Source organism: Brucella tritici, assembly GCF_008932295.1.
In the GTDB taxonomy this organism is placed as follows: Bacteria; Pseudomonadota; Alphaproteobacteria; order Rhizobiales; family Rhizobiaceae; genus Brucella; species Brucella tritici.
Window position 1 is genome coordinate 139468 of the sequence record NZ_WBWA01000001.1, and the last position, 16785, is coordinate 156252.

The following is a 16785-nucleotide window of genomic DNA, read 5'->3' on the forward strand; positions in this document are numbered from 1 at the left end:
TCACGCTCCAACCTGATGAGAATGCATACGGCCCGGATTGAGAATATTCTCCGGATCGAATTGCTGCTTCAACCGCTGCGACAAGGCCGCAAGGGCTGCTGGCTGCGGTTCGAACACATCGATGCCAGCGCGGATCGCCTCCGGCGCGCGGACCAGCGTCGCGTGACCGCCACCATATCTGGCAATGAGTTTGCGCAAGATCTGCGCTTCCGGATCGGCTTCCATCCGCATCCAGATCAAGCCGCCCTGCCAGTCGTAATAAGCGTCGACACCCGCATGGCGGCGGAACTCGTCCACCATCTGCCAGCCTTGCATCGGCGTCATTGAAACGCGCCAGACAGCGCGATTGTCGCCCGCATTGGCATAAGGCAGAACATCGCGCACTTCGCGCCAAAGCTGTTGCGACTGCGCCCCGTCGAGCGCTTCCACCGTGCCGGATTGGCGAAGCAGCGCCTGCAATTGGCGGCTGCGATGCTCGACCGAAGGCGCGAAACCTTCAAGCCGCAACACGGTCGCCGCTTCCCAGCCAAGCTTTCCATCGAGAAAGCGATTGGCAACAGTCGGCGGCAAATGCGCTGCGGAAGCGACTTCCTCGCGCGATCCCATCGCCATGGCCATGACGCGCGCCGCCTGTTCATCGGTCAGCCCGCGCACGACGAGCGTGGCTACCGTTTCCGGTTTTGGCAGAACCTTGAATGTCACCTCTGTGGCGACGCCCAGCGTGCCCCAGGAATTGGCCATGCCCTTGGACAAGTCATAACCCGTCACGTTCTTGACCACACGACCGCCGGATTTGAACAATTCGCCACGCCCGGACACAACGCGCACGCCAAGTACATGATCACGGGCAGCACCCGCCTTGAGACGGCGCGGACCGGACAGGTTGGCGGCAAGCGCACCGCCGATCGTGCCGCGACCAGCCTCGCCCGACAGCAACGGGCCGTAATCCATCGGCTCGAAATGAAAACACTGATTGTTGTCAGCCAGAAGCTTTTCGATCGCGACCATCGGCGTTCCGGCCTTTGCCGAAAGCACCAACTCGTCTGGCTCATACAATGTCACGCCTGTCAACCGCGACACGTCGAGCACGCGGCCCGCATCGACCCTGTGTCCGATACCGCGCTTGGAGCCATGGCCGATGATTTCCAGCGGGGTGGAGCTGGCCAGCGCATCCTGCACCGCATCCAGAACGCCCGCTTCATCCTGCGGCTTGAGAATATTTGCATTGCTCATGATCAAAACCACAATTCAGAATCGGGGAATATCCGGGTGGGCCAGTTCGCCGCGATGCACATGCATGCGGCCAAGCTCGGCGCAGCGGCGCAATTGCGGAAACACCTTGCCGGGATTGAGCAGATGCTTGGCATCGAAAGCACATTTGACGCGCATCTGCTGGTCGAGGTCGACATCGTTGAACATTTCCGGCATCAGATCGCGCTTTTCAATGCCGACGCCATGCTCGCCGGTGAGGACACCGCCGACTTTTACGCAAAGCCGCAAAATATCCGCGCCGAAATTCTCGGCTGCTTCCAGTTCGCCCGGTATATTCGCATCATAGAGGATCAGCGGATGCAGATTGCCATCGCCCGCATGAAACACATTGGCCACCCGCAATCCGTATTTTTCGGACAAGTCGCGCATGCCTGACAGCACACGCGGCAGCTCCTTGCGCGGAATGGTGCCATCCATGCACAGATAATCGGGTGAAATGCGCCCCACTGCCGGGAAAGCTGCCTTGCGCCCGGCCCAGAAAGCGAGACGCTGCTCTTCCGACTGCGACAGAATACAGGTCGTGGAACCATTGCGCAGCGCCAGCGCTTCGACCCGACCGATCAGATAATCCACCTCAACTGGAGGTCCATCCAGTTCGACAATCAACAATGCTTCGACATCCAGTGGATAGCCTACACGGACAAAATCTTCCGCCGCTTTGATAGCCGGTCTGTCCATCATCTCCATTCCACCGGGAATGATGCCTGCACCGATAATGTCAGCCACACACTGACCAGCCTGCTCGCTGGATGGAAAGCCAACCATGACAGCACGCGCCGTTTCCGGCTTTTGCAGGATACGGACCGTAATTTCTGTCACGATGCCGAGCAGCCCTTCCGATCCGGTCATAAGACCGAGAAGATCATAGCCCTCGCTATCGAGATGCTTGCCGCCAAGCCGGATCACCTCACCGGTAATCAGCACCATCTCAATGCCGAGTACATTATTCGCTGTCAGACCGTATTTGAGGCAGTGCACACCACCTGCGTTTTCAGCGACATTGCCGCCAATGGAGCAGGCAATCTGCGACGACGGATCGGGCGCGTAATAAAAGCCCTCATGTTCAACAGCCTTGGTGATGCCGAGATTGGTCACGCCCGGCTGCACCACCGCGACACGATTTGGATAATCGATTTCGAGAATGCGATTGAAGCGCGACATGCCAAGCAGAACTGCATCCTGCAACGGCATTGAGCCACCGGACAGCGATGTGCCCGCGCCGCGCGGCACCACGCGAATATTATTATCGTGACAATAGCGCAGAACCTGCGAAACCTGTTCTACCGTTTCTGGCAGCACAACGACCAGCGGCAACGAACGGTGCGCGGTCAGGCCATCGCTCTCAAACACGCGCATTGCATTGATGGCATCGACAACGCCCTCGCCCGGCACGATACCGCGCAGATCAGCGACAATCTGCTCGCGCCGCTGCATGACGGATGCGTCTGGTTCCGGCATGATAAGTCCGCTCATATTCTCCTCCACCACTTATGTGGCCAAAGTGCACCCCGTACCATTTTCGTCAAGTGGTAAATCATTTTTACCACTTTAGTCGGCGGCTAAACAGTTTCCACGCTGCGGCATAATTGCTTGCCTAGTTTCCTAGCGCTCGGCTAGATGCTTTATACCCAAAGCTTTAGCAAAAGCACGGCAGGGAGTGGGGTAGCAGAACATGATGAGCAGTCTGGCAGATATGGAAATTTTTGCCCGCGTTGTGGCAACGGGCAGCATGTCAGCAGCCGCTCGCGATCTGAGTCTCTCGCCAGCAGTCGTATCGAAGCGCCTGGGACGGTTGGAAGAACGTCTCGGAACCCGACTGCTTCAACGCACAACCCGCCAGATCGCGCTGACTGAGGCAGGTCAGGGTTATCATGAGAGGGTTCTCGCCATTCTCTCTAACATCGAGGAAGCGGAAGCCTTTGTCGCCCGCCGTTCAGCCGATGCGCGCGGAACACTGAAAATTTCAGCTCCGACGACTTTCGGTCGCATGCACATTGCGCCTTATCTCGTGCCATTCATGCGCGCTAATGCCGATCTTACCGTCAATATGCAGCTTACCGACGAGATGGTCGACATCGTGGGCGATGGATATGATCTGGCCATTCGGATCGCGGAGCTTTCCGATTCAACTCTCGTCGCGCGCCGTCTTGCCCCAGTGCGTCGTATTCTCGTCGCCTCACCCGGCTATATCGCGGAACGCGGCACACCACAGACGATTGAAGACCTGCAGGACCATATCTGTCTGGCACCGCATAACAACGACCCCTGGCGGCTGGAAGGCCCCAAAGGACCCATCGTCATTCGCCCGGTAGGACCACTGCAAACCAATTCCAGCGAAATGGTACGGGAAGCCGTCCTGGCAGGCCTCGGCATAGCGCAACGCTCAACCTGGGATATCGGCCCGGAACTTGCCGCGGACAAGTTGGTGCAAGTGCTGCCCGACTATGCAGCATCTCGAAACGTTGCAATTCATGCCGTTTATCCATCAAAACAGTTCCTTCCGGCAAAGGTTAGACTGTTCATCGACTATCTGGCTGATCTTTACGGCCCTGTTCCCTACTGGGAAAGCGGTACATCTCCTTACGAAGTAGCAAAAAAATAGACTGGCTTTCATTCGTCGGTTAATAAGCCACGCGCGCTATATTAGCGCGCCAGCATATAAAGCTAACTAAGCTTTTGATTCTAAAAGAATTAGCTATCTCGCAATCCGTTATTCAAGCGAATCGGATGATTTCCTCCCATTGTCCTGATTTTCTGGGAAAAATGATGAACACACCTGTACGCTTTATTCTAGCAATCATAGTCGCTGTTATCGTTGGCTGTGGTTTCATGTTCTACGACAAATCGCGCGGCGCTGAATGGGTCGTTTCTCCGCAGCAAATTGAGCAAGCCAAAGCTGACGGCAAATCCGGCATCGAAAGCCGTCCCGGCACAGTAACTGTCCTTCCGATCCGCAGCGAAACAGCCGACGCACTTCCGTTCAAATGGGCCATGTATGGCCTTGTCGCAGGTCTTTTCGTACTCGTCGCGACACGTAAGCGCAAAAAGGTCTAATTCTTTGTTCCGAAAGCCCGGTTGCATCATCGATCGGGCTTTCCTTTTCAATATATATTCCGTTGCCGGGCGCCCTGCTAAAGGCTACTTTGCCGCCGTTATGGAGAGGGCTTCAGACGGCATGGCCGACACGATTTTTTCCCGCATACAGGCAAGCCGCACGGCAGACGATGTCGTGCACCAGATCGAAACGCTCATTCTTGAAGGCGTCCTGCGTGGCGGCGACCGGCTTCCTGGTGAGCGTGAGCTGGCGCGCCAGTTCGATATATCGCGCCCGATATTGCGTGATGCTCTCAAACGGCTTGAAACGGCCGAGCTCCTGATTTCGAGGCATGGCGGTGGCACTTTCGTCGCGGACGTGATCGGACAGGTATTCAGCGCCCCAGTGGTCAAGCTTTTTGCGGATCACCGAAAGGCGACAGCCGACTATCTTGAATATCGCCGGGAAATCGAAAGCATTGCCGCAGAATATGCAGCACTTCGAGCCACACCCGCTGACAAGGCACTTCTGACCGAAATCATGGAAGCCATGGAAAAGGCTCACGGTGTCAGTGACTTCGATACGGAAGCGCGCCTCGACGTGGAATTGCACAATGCTGTTGGCGAAGCAGCACACAACATCGTTCTGCTGCACACACTACGGTCTTGCTATCAACTGCTGAAGGATGGGGTTTTTTACAATCGCAGCCTTATCTACAGCTATCCAGGCGTCGCTGACATGTTCCTGTCGCAACATCGCGCCATTTACGATGCCGTCATGGCCGGCAATCCGCAGGCGGCCCGCGAGGCGGTTCAGAAGCACATTCGTTTCGTGGAACAGGCAACACATGATCGCGAACTGCACGAAGAACGCGAACGCGTCTCGCGTTTGCGCTACCGACAGCGGGCGGGCGTGAAGACCGGCAAAGACATGAAGGAAGATGACGGCGAATGAGCGTGGTTTTCAAGGATGCGACAGGGCCGGACAATATCCGCCTCTATGCCATTGGGGACGTGCATGGCCGTCTCGACTTGTTACAGGACATGCACGGGCTAATCCATGCCGACCTAGACCAGCGCCCTGCTCATGACTGGCGTATCATTCACCTTGGTGATTACATAGATCGCGGTCCGGGCTCAAAGGAAGTGCTGGATTTTCTGATTGATGTATCGCGTCGGGATAAGCGCATCATTTCGCTGCTGGGCAATCATGACGACGGTTTTCTTACTTATCTAGCAACCGGAGACGTCGCAGGGATATTCGCACTGCATGGCGGCGTCGATACCGCTCGCTCTTACGGGGTAGAGGTTGATTTTGCTGATGCGGCTTCGGCGCGCCGAGCTCATACCGCTCTGGTGGGAACTGTCCCGCAAGAGCATATCGATTTCATTCGCGCCATGCCGTGCTCAGTAGCATTCGGCGAATTTTTCTTCTGTCACGCAGGAATAAACCCAGCAGTACCGCTAGACGCACAAGACCCGGAAGAACTGATCTGGATTCGCACAGCTTTTCTCAAATGGACCGCCCCCTTCGAAAAGGTCATCATCCACGGGCATACACCGCAAAGCGCTATCGATATTCAGCCCAACAGGGTCAATCTCGATACATATGCCTGGAAAAGCGGACAGCTTTCAGCCATCGTAATAGACGGTTCGGAAAAGCGTTTTATCGAAGCGAAATAGTGCGCTTAGTGGGCGCTGGAAATGCCGTAGCCGTCGGTGGACATCGCATTATTGCCCGCATCGACGGTGAATATGCCGACCGCCATAAATACAATCGCGGAAACCATCAATACGGTGAGGAGAGCGGCATGCTTGGCGGTCATATTCAGAAACTCTTTCGACTGGGGCCGGACGAAATTCGTCAGACGAGCCGCCACTTGAGAGCCTGGCAATCAGCCCTGCTCGTTCGGTTGCTGCCCGGGGAGACGGCGTTCAGTTACACCCGAAAAAAGTTACCCGCAACTGAACGGTTCCAGCCAAGCCACCGCTTTTCTCTTGAAAAATCGAATTGGTTGAACGCTGTGGCAAAGCGGCAACGCGATACTTCGACTTAAGGTTAAGACGCAGTTACGAAGCCTCTAAATTTGGTTTACCCACGCCTTGGCTAATGCAGCGCCTGCAGCATCCGCCTGTATTCCGAACTTATTTGCCTGCACTGGGTGCTCTACTGCCCAATCCGGTGCGAAACCCGCAATCATCTCACTTAGCTGTTCGTTCCATTCAGCGACAAGCTGTGTGTTCGCTTCAAAATGAAACTGCGTGCCATAAACTGCGCGCCCGATGCGATAGGCCTGATGAGGCGTCATATCACTCGTCGCCATATGCAATGCGCCCTTCGGAAGCGAAAAGGTATCGCGGTGCCAATGAAAGATTGGGAAGGCATCTCCTGCGGCGGACAATACCGGGTCGCCTTTGCCTTCCTCGGTAAGCCGAACTTCTTGCCAGCCGAACTCCATGGGCCGGTCCAGAACATTTGCGCCTCCATAAGCACGAGCGATGAGCTGACTGCCCAGACAAATACCAAGAACGGCCTTACCGCTGTCGCCAAACCGACGTATGAGCTCAAGCAAATACGGAAAATAAGGACATTCAGCGTCGGCTAGCGCATTCTGCTCGCCCCCAAGCACAATCAAGGCTTGATATCCATCGTCGTCACCGGGCAATGCATCCCCGCTGTATGGATGACGCAGATCAATCGAATAGCCGGCATCTGCCAGAACGGGTTCAATTTGTCCCAATCCAGAGCCTTCGTAGTTCTGAACGACCAGTACACCCATGAGAAATCCCCGACCTCTTTTTATCTTTGCTAACATGGAAAAGGCCCGGACGACAGCCGGGCCTTTAAATCAGTTCACCACCGAAACGCTGACCGTTCGACCGGCAACGAGGTGGACACTGTCCGGCACATCTTCAAGCTTCACACGCACCGGCACACGTTGCGCCAGGCGCACCCAGTTAAAGGTCGGTGAGACATTAGCCAACAGACTAGAAGAATCGCTACGCTCACGATCTTCAATCCCTCCGGCAATACCCTCGACCTTTCCTTTAAGTTGCACTTTGCTGCCCATGATATCGACCACCACCGGATCACCAATCCGGATACGCTCGAGCTTGTTCTCTTCAAAGTAGCCGGAAACGTAGAACGAGTCCGTATCAACGAGGGCCGTCACTGCCGATCCAGCGGAAACATAATCACCCGGTTGAAGTGAGAAGTTTGTAATCACTCCGTTGACGGGCGCCTTTACCGAAGACCGGTCCAGATTGAGTGTCGCCAGATCGCGATCCAGTTGCGCCTGACGGTAGGAAGCTTCCGCTTGCTGAGCCGTCGTTTCGATCTGCTCCAGCTTCTGACGTGTCACGGTCGTGTCGTTGAGCTGGCGATAGCGGACCAGATCGCGGTTTGCCATATCAAGTGCCGCCTTGCTGCTATCAACCTTTGCTTCCGCTGTTTGCAGGGCGAGCTTGTAACGTGCCTGATCGATACGGAAGATCACATCGCCCTGATGAACGCTTTCATTATCGTGGACAAGCACTTCTCCGACCAGACCTGAGACATCAGGCGCAACGCGCACCACATCAGCGCGAATTTTGCCGTCGCGGGTCCACGGCGCATTCATATAATAGTCCCACAAATGCCAGCCAAGAAGCCCCGCCATAGTGACCATGACGACGGTTACAAAGACACGGCCAGAATGTGCAAAGAGCTTTTTCATAGCGGTATTCCATTGAGAATGACGGCAGCAGCGCCGAGAATGCAAAAATACATCGCAGCATCGAACAAAGGCCGGTGCCATACGAAACGATAGAAGCGTGCGCGCGCCAGAAGACGCTGCATGACTGTGTTCGCGAAATAGGCACCGAGCGCCAGCACGCCGAGGGTCGGAATGTAAATTCCGTAGATGTCGAGTTCAGGTTGCATCACAAATCACATTGTTCTTCTAGGCTGCTTGTGGGAGTTCCATGAGCGGACGCGGCGGCAAGACGAAAGGCGGGGCTTTCGGGAAAAGATTGAAGCGCAGAGCGACCAGCGCCATTCGTGTACGTTTGGCTATTGCAGGCGATCCGCTCTCGATAATGGTGGTGATTGCCGCATCGATGGAAATGAGCAGATATCGGTCGATATCGCCTGCCTCATGCGGTTTGTCAGCCAGAGCACGGTAATGCGCACTAACGCCATCCAACACTTCATCGACAATTGACCGACAATTTTCGGGCAGTTTGGAGCGATATTGCTGGAGATCAATCGTGTTCATACCGTTTCGCAGATCGCGCAACAGATCGACCTTCGCGACATCTGCCGCCGGAACCAGCGCCAGACGCGGTGTCATCATGCCGATACGGTCGATCATCCGGAGCAAAAGACGGTTCATACGCTGGCGGCGGTGACGCCCAGGACGACGTTCAGCAGCAAGTGCAATATCGTTCCAGCCCGCCTTGATTAGCCGACGCACGCTCCATTCAGCACCGACAGACCGGACGATTGAAGTCACTACGGCAGCGATTACGATCCCCACAACGGTGGCCAGATTGGCATTAGCAAAACTGACGAAATCATGTGTCAGATGCCCCTGGAGCATGAGCATATTCGGCAAGTTCACGCAGAGCACCATGCCCAGCAGAAATTGCGAAGGAATGGCAAGCAGCAGGCCCGCCGGGATGAGGAATAGCCCCAGCACTAGAACCAGCGGGAAGAAGCCGTCCACCAGCGGGAGCAACGCAAATTCAAATATAAAGGCGGCAACAATGACAATCAAAAGCAACCAGTTGAACTTGCGCATCACCGGTACCGGATCATCCATGGTTGCGAAAATGCAGCAGAAGATGCCGGCCATCATGGCTGCGGCACTGCCTTGAGACCAGCCGCTCGCAATCCAGAAAGCGGTTGCTACGCATGTTGCGAGAAAGGCCGAGAATCCAGAGAGAAGCGCCATGCCATAATCACGATGCATGGGGCGGGCTTTCAGGTGCGCGTCGTAGCGGCGCCAGCGCAGCGAATGCCGGGAACCGGACACAATGTCCTGACGCAGCGTGATGCAATCGCTCCATATCTGAACGAGATCGCGAACACGAGCAGCCACATTGAAAGGCAGCAATTCGCCCCAGCTTGTTGCGTCCTTCCCATGACGGTCGATCTTTTCAATCAACCGCAACAGAATGGCACGGCGTTCCTCAGTCAGGTTCTCACCACTTTCTATCCAGTCGCAAGCCTCGTCCAGAAGCTTCTGTACGGCTGGATGCCAGGGCTTTTCGTTTTCACCGGGCTTCAGCGCCAGCACGTCATGCAGGCTCGATATAATCGGGAGAACAGCCACCATGCGCTGCTGCAACACGTGAAGCAGAGTACCAACATTTCTGATTGATGAAGTGTCATAGGCAACATGCGTGGTTAGATTGCGCAGCTCGAGCGCATCGGCGGCGAGACGCTGGCGATCCCGAAGAAATTCAGGTGTAGCGCCTTCACCCCGCATACTTGCCAGCGCCAGCTTTGAACCGTCACGCAGCCAGTTATCGATACGACTGACGAGCACAGGACCGCTATGACGCGGAAAAACAAGTCGATTGACGACAGCAGCACAGATGATGCCGATTGCGATCTCTTCCACTCGACCGACGGCATAGTCGAACGTCGTCTCAGGCACGGAAACAACCGCAAAACTCGCGATTGCCACGGTGTAACCAGCCAGCATGAACAAATAGCTGCGCGGTGTACCGTCGAGTAAGCTGATCGCAAGGCAGAGACCCATCCACAGACCGATCGCCAATGTCAGAATCTCAGGTGAATTGACCAGATGCGGTACGAACAGAATGGTCACTGCACCGCCGATGATAGTACCGATCAAACGGTAAAAACCCTTTGACGTGGTCGCACCTGACAGCGGATGCGCAACGATATATACAGCAGCAATAGACCAGTAGGGATTAGGCAGATTGGCCATCAGGCCGATCCACAGCGCAAGCATGGCCGCAGCAAAAGTCTTCAGTGAAAAGACTACGTCCCAGAATTTCGGGGTTGTTTCGGCAGGTTTCATCATGGCTTGTGGATGCACCGGTTGAACGCTTTGCGTCTTTCCGGTCAGACGGCCGATCAGAAAGACTATGTTTGAAATTTCTCATTCAGCTTGCGCAAAACCTCCATGGCGACATCGACCGCATCGGAATCGAGATCACCAAGGAAACGAGCGCGAAGACGAACAGCCGACTTTTCCACCTTGGCGGCAAGAGCGCGACCGTCCTCTGTCAATTGAATGAGCTTGACGCGACGATCGGCATCGTCGGCAACGCGCTGGATCAGGCCATCCTTTTCCAGCTCATCGACGACCCGGACAATCGTTGCTCCCTCAATACCGACTCGTTCAGCCAGCACACCTTGAGGGACGTGATCTCCGTGCCGCAACAGGGTCATTAGCGGTATGGCTTTCGCGTCGGAAAGACCATGCTCCGCCATCGCTGCATCGAAAGCCTTCCGCCATCCTCTGGCGGTACTTGCAAGAAGCGGTGCGAATTCGACCCACGTTTGTTTCATCACATCAGTTCCATTCAAATAGATAGCTTCATATCTATATGGATACAATCTAATTAAATGCAACAGACATGATGTTTCCCATCAATTGTTTGTGTAGGAATGCTAATTAATTGTCTCTTGATGCATTACCAAAGCGCTTGACCACCGCCCCTGCCCTCTGCCATCGATGCTGACATGCGCGCAAACTATAAAATGCAGAGACTATATGTTGAAGACGGCCTCGAAGAAGGCGACCAGATTGAAGTCGTCCCGCAGTCCGCACATTATCTTACCCATGTCCTGCGATTGAAGGATGGCGATGAAATTCTCGCCTTCAATGGACGCGACGGCGAATGGAAATCGCGGCTGAAGCCTGAGGGTAAGAAGCGGCTTTTCCTCCTGCCCTTCGAACAGACACGTCCGCAACCTTTGCCGAGTGATCTGGTCTATTGCTTCGCCCCGCTGAAGCAGGGGCGACTGGACTATATGGTACAAAAGGCTGTGGAGATGGGCGCAAGCGTTTTGCAGCCGGTCATCACACAGCACACTCAGGTACCAAAACTCGGAACTGATCGCATCAAGGCCAATGCGATAGAAGCTGCTGAACAGTGCGGCGTACTTTCCATACCTGACTGTCGCGAGGCCATCCGCTTCGACCATTTTATCAAACAATGGGACGAAGCCCGACACCTCATCTTCTGCGATGAAGGGCACGAATCGGATGATCCGTTGACCATCTTGCAGAACATGACGCCCGGCCCGGCCGCCCTACTGATCGGCCCGGAAGGAGGATTTTCAGAGGAAGAACGTCGAACGCTTCGAAAACTTCCCTTCGTGACAGCTATACCGCTCGGCCCTCGAATCCTGCGTGCCGACACGGCTGCCGTCGCCGCGATAGCTCTGGTACAATCTGTGCTTGGAGACTGGCGGAATGCAGGATGACATTCTCGAAATCTGATGTTCAATGGAATTGACTTGCGCGATTTGACAAATTTGTCCAATCACGCTGAAAAGCAAAAAATAGGCTAGGGATAGATTGCATGGCGCGCGATACGACTGATGAAACGGCACTGACGGGCGTTGAACAACTGGCTGGCTATCTGGCTGGCGGATGCAAGCCCAAAGATGCCTGGCGCATCGGCACCGAGCATGAAAAATTTCCATTCTACACGGTCGATAACAGTCCCGTTCCCTATGAGGGGCCACGCGGCATCAAAGCCATCCTTGAAGGTATGCAGGCAACGCTTGGCTGGGAACCTATTATCGATGAAGGCAATATCATCGGTCTGGTGGAGCCAACCGGACAGGGGGCGATTTCACTGGAGCCCGGCGGTCAGTTTGAGCTTTCCGGAGCGCCTCTTTCAACCATTCATCAGACATGCCGTGAAGTGAACGCGCATCTATCTCAGGTCCGCGAAATAGCGGAGCCCCTTGGTATTCGCTTTTTAGGTGTTGGCGGCAGCCCGAAATGGACTTTGGCCGAAACACCCGTCATGCCGAAGTCACGCTACAAGATCATGACCAACTACATGCCGAAAGTCGGGCATGAAGGTCTGGACATGATGTATCGCACTTCGACCATTCAGGTTAATCTGGACTTCAGCTCGGAACGAGACATGCGCCGCAAGATGCAGGTTTCGATGAAGCTGCAATCCGTGGCAACAGCACTTTTCGCGAGCTCGCCGTTCACCGAAGGTAAACCGAACCGCCTTTTGTCATGGCGTTCGAATATCTGGCGCGATACCGACAATCAGCGTTCGGGCGTGCTGCCTTTCGTTTTCTCGGAAAACTTCGGGTTTGCCGATTATGTCGAATGGGCACTTGATATACCTATGTACTTCATTCTGCGTGACGGTCATTATCACGACTGTACGCATGTCACTTTCCGCCAATTCATGAACGGCGCGCTGAAAGGTGAAGTGAGCGACCCGGTCCCCAATATGGGCGACTGGACCAATCATCTTTCGACACTGTTCCCTGAAGTGCGCCTCAAGCGTTTCCTGGAAATGCGGGGAGCTGACGGAGGTCCGTGGCGCCGTATCTGTGCGCTTCCAGCCTACTGGGTCGGACTGCTCTATGACGAAGAAGCTCTGACCGCTGCCGAGCTCCTCACCAAGGATTGGACCTACGAAGAGGTGCTTGCACTTCGTAACGAAGTTCCTGCCAAGGCGTTGAACACGACCTTCCGGGGCAAACCGCTGGAACAGATCGCTCGCGAGACTTTGAAAATTTCGCGTCTCGGCCTCCTAAACCGCAACAAGCTCAACAGCGAAGGTCATGACGAAACGCATTTCCTTGCACCGCTTGAGGAAATCGTTGCGGCTGGCATTACGGATGCTGAGCGCATGCTGAAGGCATATAACAGCGTATGGGCAGGGTCAGTTGATCCAATCTTTCTGGAATATGCCTATTGAGCATCGAGCATCGAGCATCGAGCACATCCGACAAAAAAGGGCGCGTTATCCGCGCCCTTTTTGTATTAGTCAGCTCGCGACCTGCTGGCCTTTGCTTGGATCAGGTATCACAACAATCGTGCTGCCATCGCGCACATTGTTGTAAAGATCAATTACATCCTGATTAAGCATGCGGATACATCCCGACGACACGGCCTTGCCGATGCTCCAGGCTTCCGGCGATCCGTGAATGCGATAGAGTGTATCGCGCCCATCCTTGTGAATATACATCGCTCGCGCACCGAGCGGGTTCTTGATACCGGGAGGCATCCCGCCATTGGCGATGCTGTAGGGCTCCAGCGCGGGTTGACGTGCGACCATCTCATCCGGTGGCGTCCAGCGGGGCCACTGGCGCTTATAAGCGATCTTCGCGCGTCCAGCCCAAGCAAAACCGTCACGCCCGACACCGATGCCATAGCGCATGGCCCGGCCATTGCCGAGTACATGATAGAGATACTTGTTCGGCGTATCGACGATAACAGTGCCTCTGACTTCGTCCGTCGGATAATCGACCTCCTGCCGCCAGAACTTTGGATCAACCTTACTCGTATCGACGGCAGGAATCGGGAATTGTTCTTCCGGCAGAGCCTGGTACATCAGCGGCACAGGTCGCGACAGCGCAGGTTCAGGCAATTTCTTCACCGGTTGAGGTGGCTGTTGCGCCGTCGAAACACAGCCCGACAACGCAACCGCGCTTACACCTATAAGAAAGCCGCGGCGGCTGAAAGCAGCCCTCGCAAAGCCGTTTGTGAGGTCGTCCTGGGATTTTTTACGCGACATCCTGAATCTCTAACAATGACAGATGCGCGAGAAGAAGACGGCCAAGCTTAAGCCAGCCTTAAGGCCAAGCAATCTCAGCAGAAAGCGAAAAATACCGCGACTGACTGTTGCTAAAATAACGATCCCTGATTGCCGGAGCCGGGAGACTGAACCTTTTTTGTTTGTACAAGCTTTGCGGGTTCACTCCCGTCCCCCTCACCCGCAACGACTGCAACGTCACCATCGCGAAACCGAATGGACAAAGCATCTCCAGCCGACACGGATGCAGCCTGCTTCACCGGCTTCCCTTCAGCGTCGAAGACAACCGCAAAGCCACGCTCGAGAACGCTTTCATAGGAAAGCGTGCGCATAAGACGCTCCAGTTCCTGCCCGCGCCGTTTGGCTCTTTCTATGAGAAGCCGTACGGCTTGGTCGCGACGGCGATCCAGCTGTTCTATCGCAACGGTTGTAAGCTTTGTTCGCCGCAGTATCGGTTCAGCCGAAAGACGATTTGCCCGATGAGTGAAAGCCGTTCGCCTCTCCCGCAGGAATGCCTCAAGCGCGCGAGGCAATCTCTGCCCAAGAACGGAAATCCCGCGTTCCAGTTCCATAAACCGGCGCTGAAGGAGGCGCGGCGATAACTGTCGCACATGGCCTTCAAAGTGAACTCGCTTCTTTTGCGTATTGACGAACAGCGCCCGCGTGAGGCGCGAAGCGGCTTCGTCGAAACGGCGTCGAGGCAAAGCCAACAACTGGTCAGCTGACGGAAGAGCACGTGCTGCCGAACGGTGTGCTTGTCGTTTCAGATCGATAAAGCGGGACATGGCCGATGAAAGCCGCGCGGACTGCCCTACCAGCGCTGCCAACAGGTCCGCCTTTACAGGCACCGCCATTTCCGCCGCGCCCGTCGGCGTCGGAGCACGAATGTCGGCTGCAAGATCGATCAAGGTCCAGTCGGTTTCGTGACCGACTGCAGAAATTACTGGAATATGCGACGCAGCAACGGCACGAACAACGATCTCGTCATTGAACCCCCACAGGTCTTCCAGACTGCCACCGCCACGCGCCACGATCACCACATCCGGCCTCGGAATAGGACCATCTTCGGGCAAAGCATTGAAGCCATCAACTGCGGCAGCCACCTCAAGCCCGCTCGTCTCGCCTTGTACACGCACAGGCCAGACAATGACATGTAACGGATAACGGTCTGCAATCCGGTGAATTATATCCCGAATAACCGCCCCGGTCGGAGAGGTCACCACCCCGATCACACGAGGCATAAAGGGTAAGAGCTGCTTTACGGCAGGGTCGAACAGACCTTCCGAAGCTAGCCGCCGCTTACGCTCCTCCAGAAGCGCCATCAGCGCGCCCGCACCGGCAGGTTCCATCTGTTCGATGACGATCTGATATTTCGATGAACCCGGATAGGTCGTGAGTTTGCCGGTAGCAATCACTTCCATCCCCTCTTCGGGACGGAAGCGCAGACGGCTCATCGAGCCCCGCCAAATTACGGCTTCAAGACGCGCACGATCATCTTTCAATGCGAAATAGGCATGCCCCGACGAATGCGGACCTCGATAGCCGGAAATTTCGCCGCGCACGCGCACATGCCCGAACGTATCCTCGACCGTGCGCTTCAACGCGCCGGAAATCTCGGAAACGCTATACTCGGCGACATTGGACGACGCGCCGGTAAAACTCGAATCGGAACCCATGCTCATCCCATCATAGGCAACCAGGTGGCATGACTGGTCAAGAAGCCATGCGGCGATTTACAGTCTCATCACCAGCCTGGCAGCAATTCGTTGGCTCGCACCCTCCTCGTACGAACCGCCGGAAACGGCGAAATTTCCGCCGAAGCCATCGCGCCAGGCTGCGGTGAAGATATATTGTCTAGACTTTCAATAATATGCTGCGCAAGTGCATCGACGACAGCATTCTGTTTTGTATGACCGCGCATGATGCCAATGCCGAATTCCGGTAGCATTCCAAACCCGTCTGCTTCACCGAGAACCCGCATACCGGGACGCAGTGCACACTCTGGCAGAACAGAGACCGCAAGGCCGGAGAGAACTGCCGCCGCGAGAACAGTCGCTGACCAACTGGTGATGATGATGCGATAATCGCGTCTGGCCGCTTCCAGCACATCGATAGCTGCATGACGCCAGATACAGGTCGGGCGTCCAACAGCAAGTGGCAGGACAGCCTCTTCGTGCACCGCATGATTGGCTGAAGTCACCCAAAGCAATGGCTCCGTTCGAACAACTTCCGAGCGACGTTTGTCATCGCATTGGGTAACCAGGGCAATATCCAGTGTTCCGCGGCGGATCATCTCGTCCAGATTGACTGTTGGTTCGCAGACGACCGACAATTCAACGCGTGGGTTTGACCGTGCAAAACGTGCCATGATTTCCGGCAAAAACCGATCGGCATAATCGTCCGGTGTGCCGATGCGTACGTGGCCTTCCAGTTGTGTGTCATCAAACGCAGCGATGGTTTCACCATTGAGCTGCATCATGCGACGCGCATAAAGCAAGAGCCGCTCGCCCTCCTCGGTAAGACGATTGGTCCGTCCATCACGTTCAAACAACGGCTTGCCAATACGCTCTTCCAGTCGGCGCATCTGCATGGAAACAGCGGACTGCGTCTTGAAAACAGCATCCGCAGCACGCGTAAAACTACCCATATCCGCAATGGCTATGAAAGTCTGCAACTGATCGAGATCAAGAGGCGTGCTCATCGGCGTCATCCATCACTATTATT

17 protein-coding genes are annotated in these 16785 nt (G+C 55.3%); 6 read left to right on the forward strand and 11 right to left on the reverse strand.

Annotation, left to right across the window (positions count from 1 at the left end; genetic code table 11):
- Both glcE and F9K91_RS00635 read right to left on the reverse strand, forming a co-directional pair.
- Complete coding sequence (gene glcE / locus F9K91_RS00630; RefSeq protein WP_151676920.1) at positions 1-1233, reverse strand: glycolate oxidase subunit GlcE; 1233 nt, start codon at positions 1231-1233, stop codon at positions 1-3.
- A gap of 15 nt (positions 1234-1248) precedes the next feature.
- Positions 1249-2745, reverse strand: a complete 1497-nt coding sequence (locus F9K91_RS00635) for an FAD-linked oxidase C-terminal domain-containing protein (protein ID WP_151676921.1) — start codon at positions 2743-2745, stop codon at positions 1249-1251.
- A gap of 199 nt (positions 2746-2944) precedes the next feature.
- Here F9K91_RS00635 and F9K91_RS00640 point away from each other — a divergent pair, with 199 nt between their 5' ends.
- From F9K91_RS00640 to F9K91_RS00655, 4 genes are all read left to right on the forward strand, one after another.
- Positions 2945-3874, forward strand: coding sequence for a LysR family transcriptional regulator (locus F9K91_RS00640; protein WP_061346620.1), 930 nt, complete (start codon positions 2945-2947; stop codon positions 3872-3874).
- 164 nt (positions 3875-4038) lie between these two features.
- On the forward strand, positions 4039-4326 hold the full coding sequence (locus F9K91_RS00645; RefSeq protein ID WP_151677055.1) for a hypothetical protein: 288 nt from the start codon (positions 4039-4041) through the stop codon (positions 4324-4326).
- Positions 4327-4447: 121 nt separating this feature from the next.
- Complete coding sequence (locus F9K91_RS00650) at positions 4448-5260, forward strand: FCD domain-containing protein (RefSeq protein WP_061346622.1); 813 nt, start codon at positions 4448-4450, stop codon at positions 5258-5260.
- Positions 5257-5988 (forward strand): metallophosphoesterase, encoded by a 732-nt coding sequence (locus F9K91_RS00655; protein ID WP_151676922.1) that lies wholly within the window; start codon positions 5257-5259, stop codon positions 5986-5988. The genes F9K91_RS00650 and F9K91_RS00655 overlap by 4 nt, the downstream gene beginning before the upstream one ends.
- Positions 5989-5993: 5 nt before the next feature.
- Here the strand turns inward: F9K91_RS00655 and F9K91_RS00660 are convergent, their stop codons facing one another.
- The 6 genes from F9K91_RS00660 to F9K91_RS00685 form a co-directional block, all read right to left on the reverse strand.
- Positions 5994-6200 carry a hypothetical protein gene (locus F9K91_RS00660; protein ID WP_151555077.1) on the reverse strand — a complete coding sequence of 69 codons (207 nt, stop codon included), beginning with the start codon at positions 6198-6200 and terminating at the stop codon, positions 5994-5996.
- Between the two features lie 186 nt (positions 6201-6386).
- Entirely contained in the window at positions 6387-7085 is a 699-nt protein-coding gene (locus F9K91_RS00665; protein ID WP_151676923.1) for a type 1 glutamine amidotransferase, read from the reverse strand.
- Positions 7086-7154: 69 nt separating this feature from the next.
- Complete coding sequence (locus F9K91_RS00670) at positions 7155-8021, reverse strand: efflux RND transporter periplasmic adaptor subunit (protein ID WP_151555075.1); 867 nt, start codon at positions 8019-8021, stop codon at positions 7155-7157.
- Entirely contained in the window at positions 8018-8227 is a 210-nt protein-coding gene (locus F9K91_RS00675) for a DUF1656 domain-containing protein (RefSeq protein WP_151555074.1), read from the reverse strand. Before F9K91_RS00675 ends, F9K91_RS00670 begins: the two co-directional genes overlap by 4 nt.
- A 19-nt stretch (positions 8228-8246) precedes the next feature.
- Complete coding sequence (locus F9K91_RS00680; protein WP_151555073.1) at positions 8247-10340, reverse strand: FUSC family protein; 2094 nt, start codon at positions 10338-10340, stop codon at positions 8247-8249.
- A 62-nt stretch (positions 10341-10402) separates the two neighbouring features.
- A complete protein-coding gene (locus tag F9K91_RS00685) occupies positions 10403-10831 on the reverse strand; it encodes a MarR family winged helix-turn-helix transcriptional regulator (RefSeq protein ID WP_151555072.1) in 429 nt (142 codons plus the stop codon).
- Positions 10832-11005: 174 nt separating this feature from the next.
- Between F9K91_RS00685 and F9K91_RS00690 the strand changes: the two genes are divergently transcribed.
- Together F9K91_RS00690 and F9K91_RS00695 are read left to right on the forward strand one after the other, a co-directional pair.
- Entirely contained in the window at positions 11006-11752 is a 747-nt protein-coding gene (locus F9K91_RS00690; protein ID WP_151676924.1) for a 16S rRNA (uracil(1498)-N(3))-methyltransferase, read from the forward strand.
- A gap of 98 nt (positions 11753-11850) precedes the next feature.
- Positions 11851-13224 (forward strand): glutamate--cysteine ligase, encoded by a 1374-nt coding sequence (locus F9K91_RS00695; protein ID WP_151555070.1) that lies wholly within the window; start codon positions 11851-11853, stop codon positions 13222-13224.
- 69 nt (positions 13225-13293) lie between these two features.
- On the opposite strand, the gene F9K91_RS00700 is transcribed toward F9K91_RS00695, so the two are convergent.
- The 3 genes from F9K91_RS00700 to F9K91_RS00710 all read right to left on the reverse strand — a co-directional run bounded on the left by F9K91_RS00700 (position 13294) and on the right by F9K91_RS00710 (position 16762).
- Positions 13294-14043, reverse strand: coding sequence for a L,D-transpeptidase (locus F9K91_RS00700; RefSeq protein WP_151676925.1), 750 nt, complete (start codon positions 14041-14043; stop codon positions 13294-13296).
- Between the two features lie 110 nt (positions 14044-14153).
- Positions 14154-15737, reverse strand: coding sequence for an exodeoxyribonuclease VII large subunit (gene xseA / locus F9K91_RS00705; protein ID WP_151676926.1), 1584 nt, complete (start codon positions 15735-15737; stop codon positions 14154-14156).
- Between the two features lie 68 nt (positions 15738-15805).
- Entirely contained in the window at positions 15806-16762 is a 957-nt protein-coding gene (locus F9K91_RS00710) for a LysR substrate-binding domain-containing protein (protein WP_006468463.1), read from the reverse strand.
- Positions 16763-16785 lie beyond the last annotated feature (23 nt).

Coding starts and splice junctions, on each gene's coding strand:
- glcE (WP_151676920.1), bottom strand. CDS start 1,233: ATGAGCAATGCAAATATTCTCAAGCCGCAGGATGAAGCGGGCGTTCTG.
- F9K91_RS00635 (WP_151676921.1), bottom strand. CDS start 2,745: ATGAGCGGACTTATCATGCCGGAACCAGACGCATCCGTCATGCAGCGG.
- F9K91_RS00640 (WP_061346620.1), top strand. CDS start 2,945: ATGATGAGCAGTCTGGCAGATATGGAAATTTTTGCCCGCGTTGTGGCA.
- F9K91_RS00645 (WP_151677055.1), top strand. CDS start 4,039: ATGAACACACCTGTACGCTTTATTCTAGCAATCATAGTCGCTGTTATC.
- F9K91_RS00650 (WP_061346622.1), top strand. CDS start 4,448: ATGGCCGACACGATTTTTTCCCGCATACAGGCAAGCCGCACGGCAGAC.
- F9K91_RS00655 (WP_151676922.1), top strand. CDS start 5,257: ATGAGCGTGGTTTTCAAGGATGCGACAGGGCCGGACAATATCCGCCTC.
- F9K91_RS00665 (WP_151676923.1), bottom strand. CDS start 7,085: ATGGGTGTACTGGTCGTTCAGAACTACGAAGGCTCTGGATTGGGACAA.
- F9K91_RS00670 (WP_151555075.1), bottom strand. CDS start 8,021: ATGAAAAAGCTCTTTGCACATTCTGGCCGTGTCTTTGTAACCGTCGTC.
- F9K91_RS00675 (WP_151555074.1), bottom strand. CDS start 8,227: ATGCAACCTGAACTCGACATCTACGGAATTTACATTCCGACCCTCGGC.
- F9K91_RS00680 (WP_151555073.1), bottom strand. CDS start 10,340: ATGATGAAACCTGCCGAAACAACCCCGAAATTCTGGGACGTAGTCTTT.
- F9K91_RS00685 (WP_151555072.1), bottom strand. CDS start 10,831: ATGAAACAAACGTGGGTCGAATTCGCACCGCTTCTTGCAAGTACCGCC.
- F9K91_RS00690 (WP_151676924.1), top strand. CDS start 11,006: ATGCGCGCAAACTATAAAATGCAGAGACTATATGTTGAAGACGGCCTC.
- F9K91_RS00695 (WP_151555070.1), top strand. CDS start 11,851: ATGGCGCGCGATACGACTGATGAAACGGCACTGACGGGCGTTGAACAA.
- F9K91_RS00700 (WP_151676925.1), bottom strand. CDS start 14,043: ATGTCGCGTAAAAAATCCCAGGACGACCTCACAAACGGCTTTGCGAGG.
- xseA (WP_151676926.1), bottom strand. CDS start 15,737: ATGGGTTCCGATTCGAGTTTTACCGGCGCGTCGTCCAATGTCGCCGAG.
- F9K91_RS00710 (WP_006468463.1), bottom strand. CDS start 16,762: ATGAGCACGCCTCTTGATCTCGATCAGTTGCAGACTTTCATAGCCATT.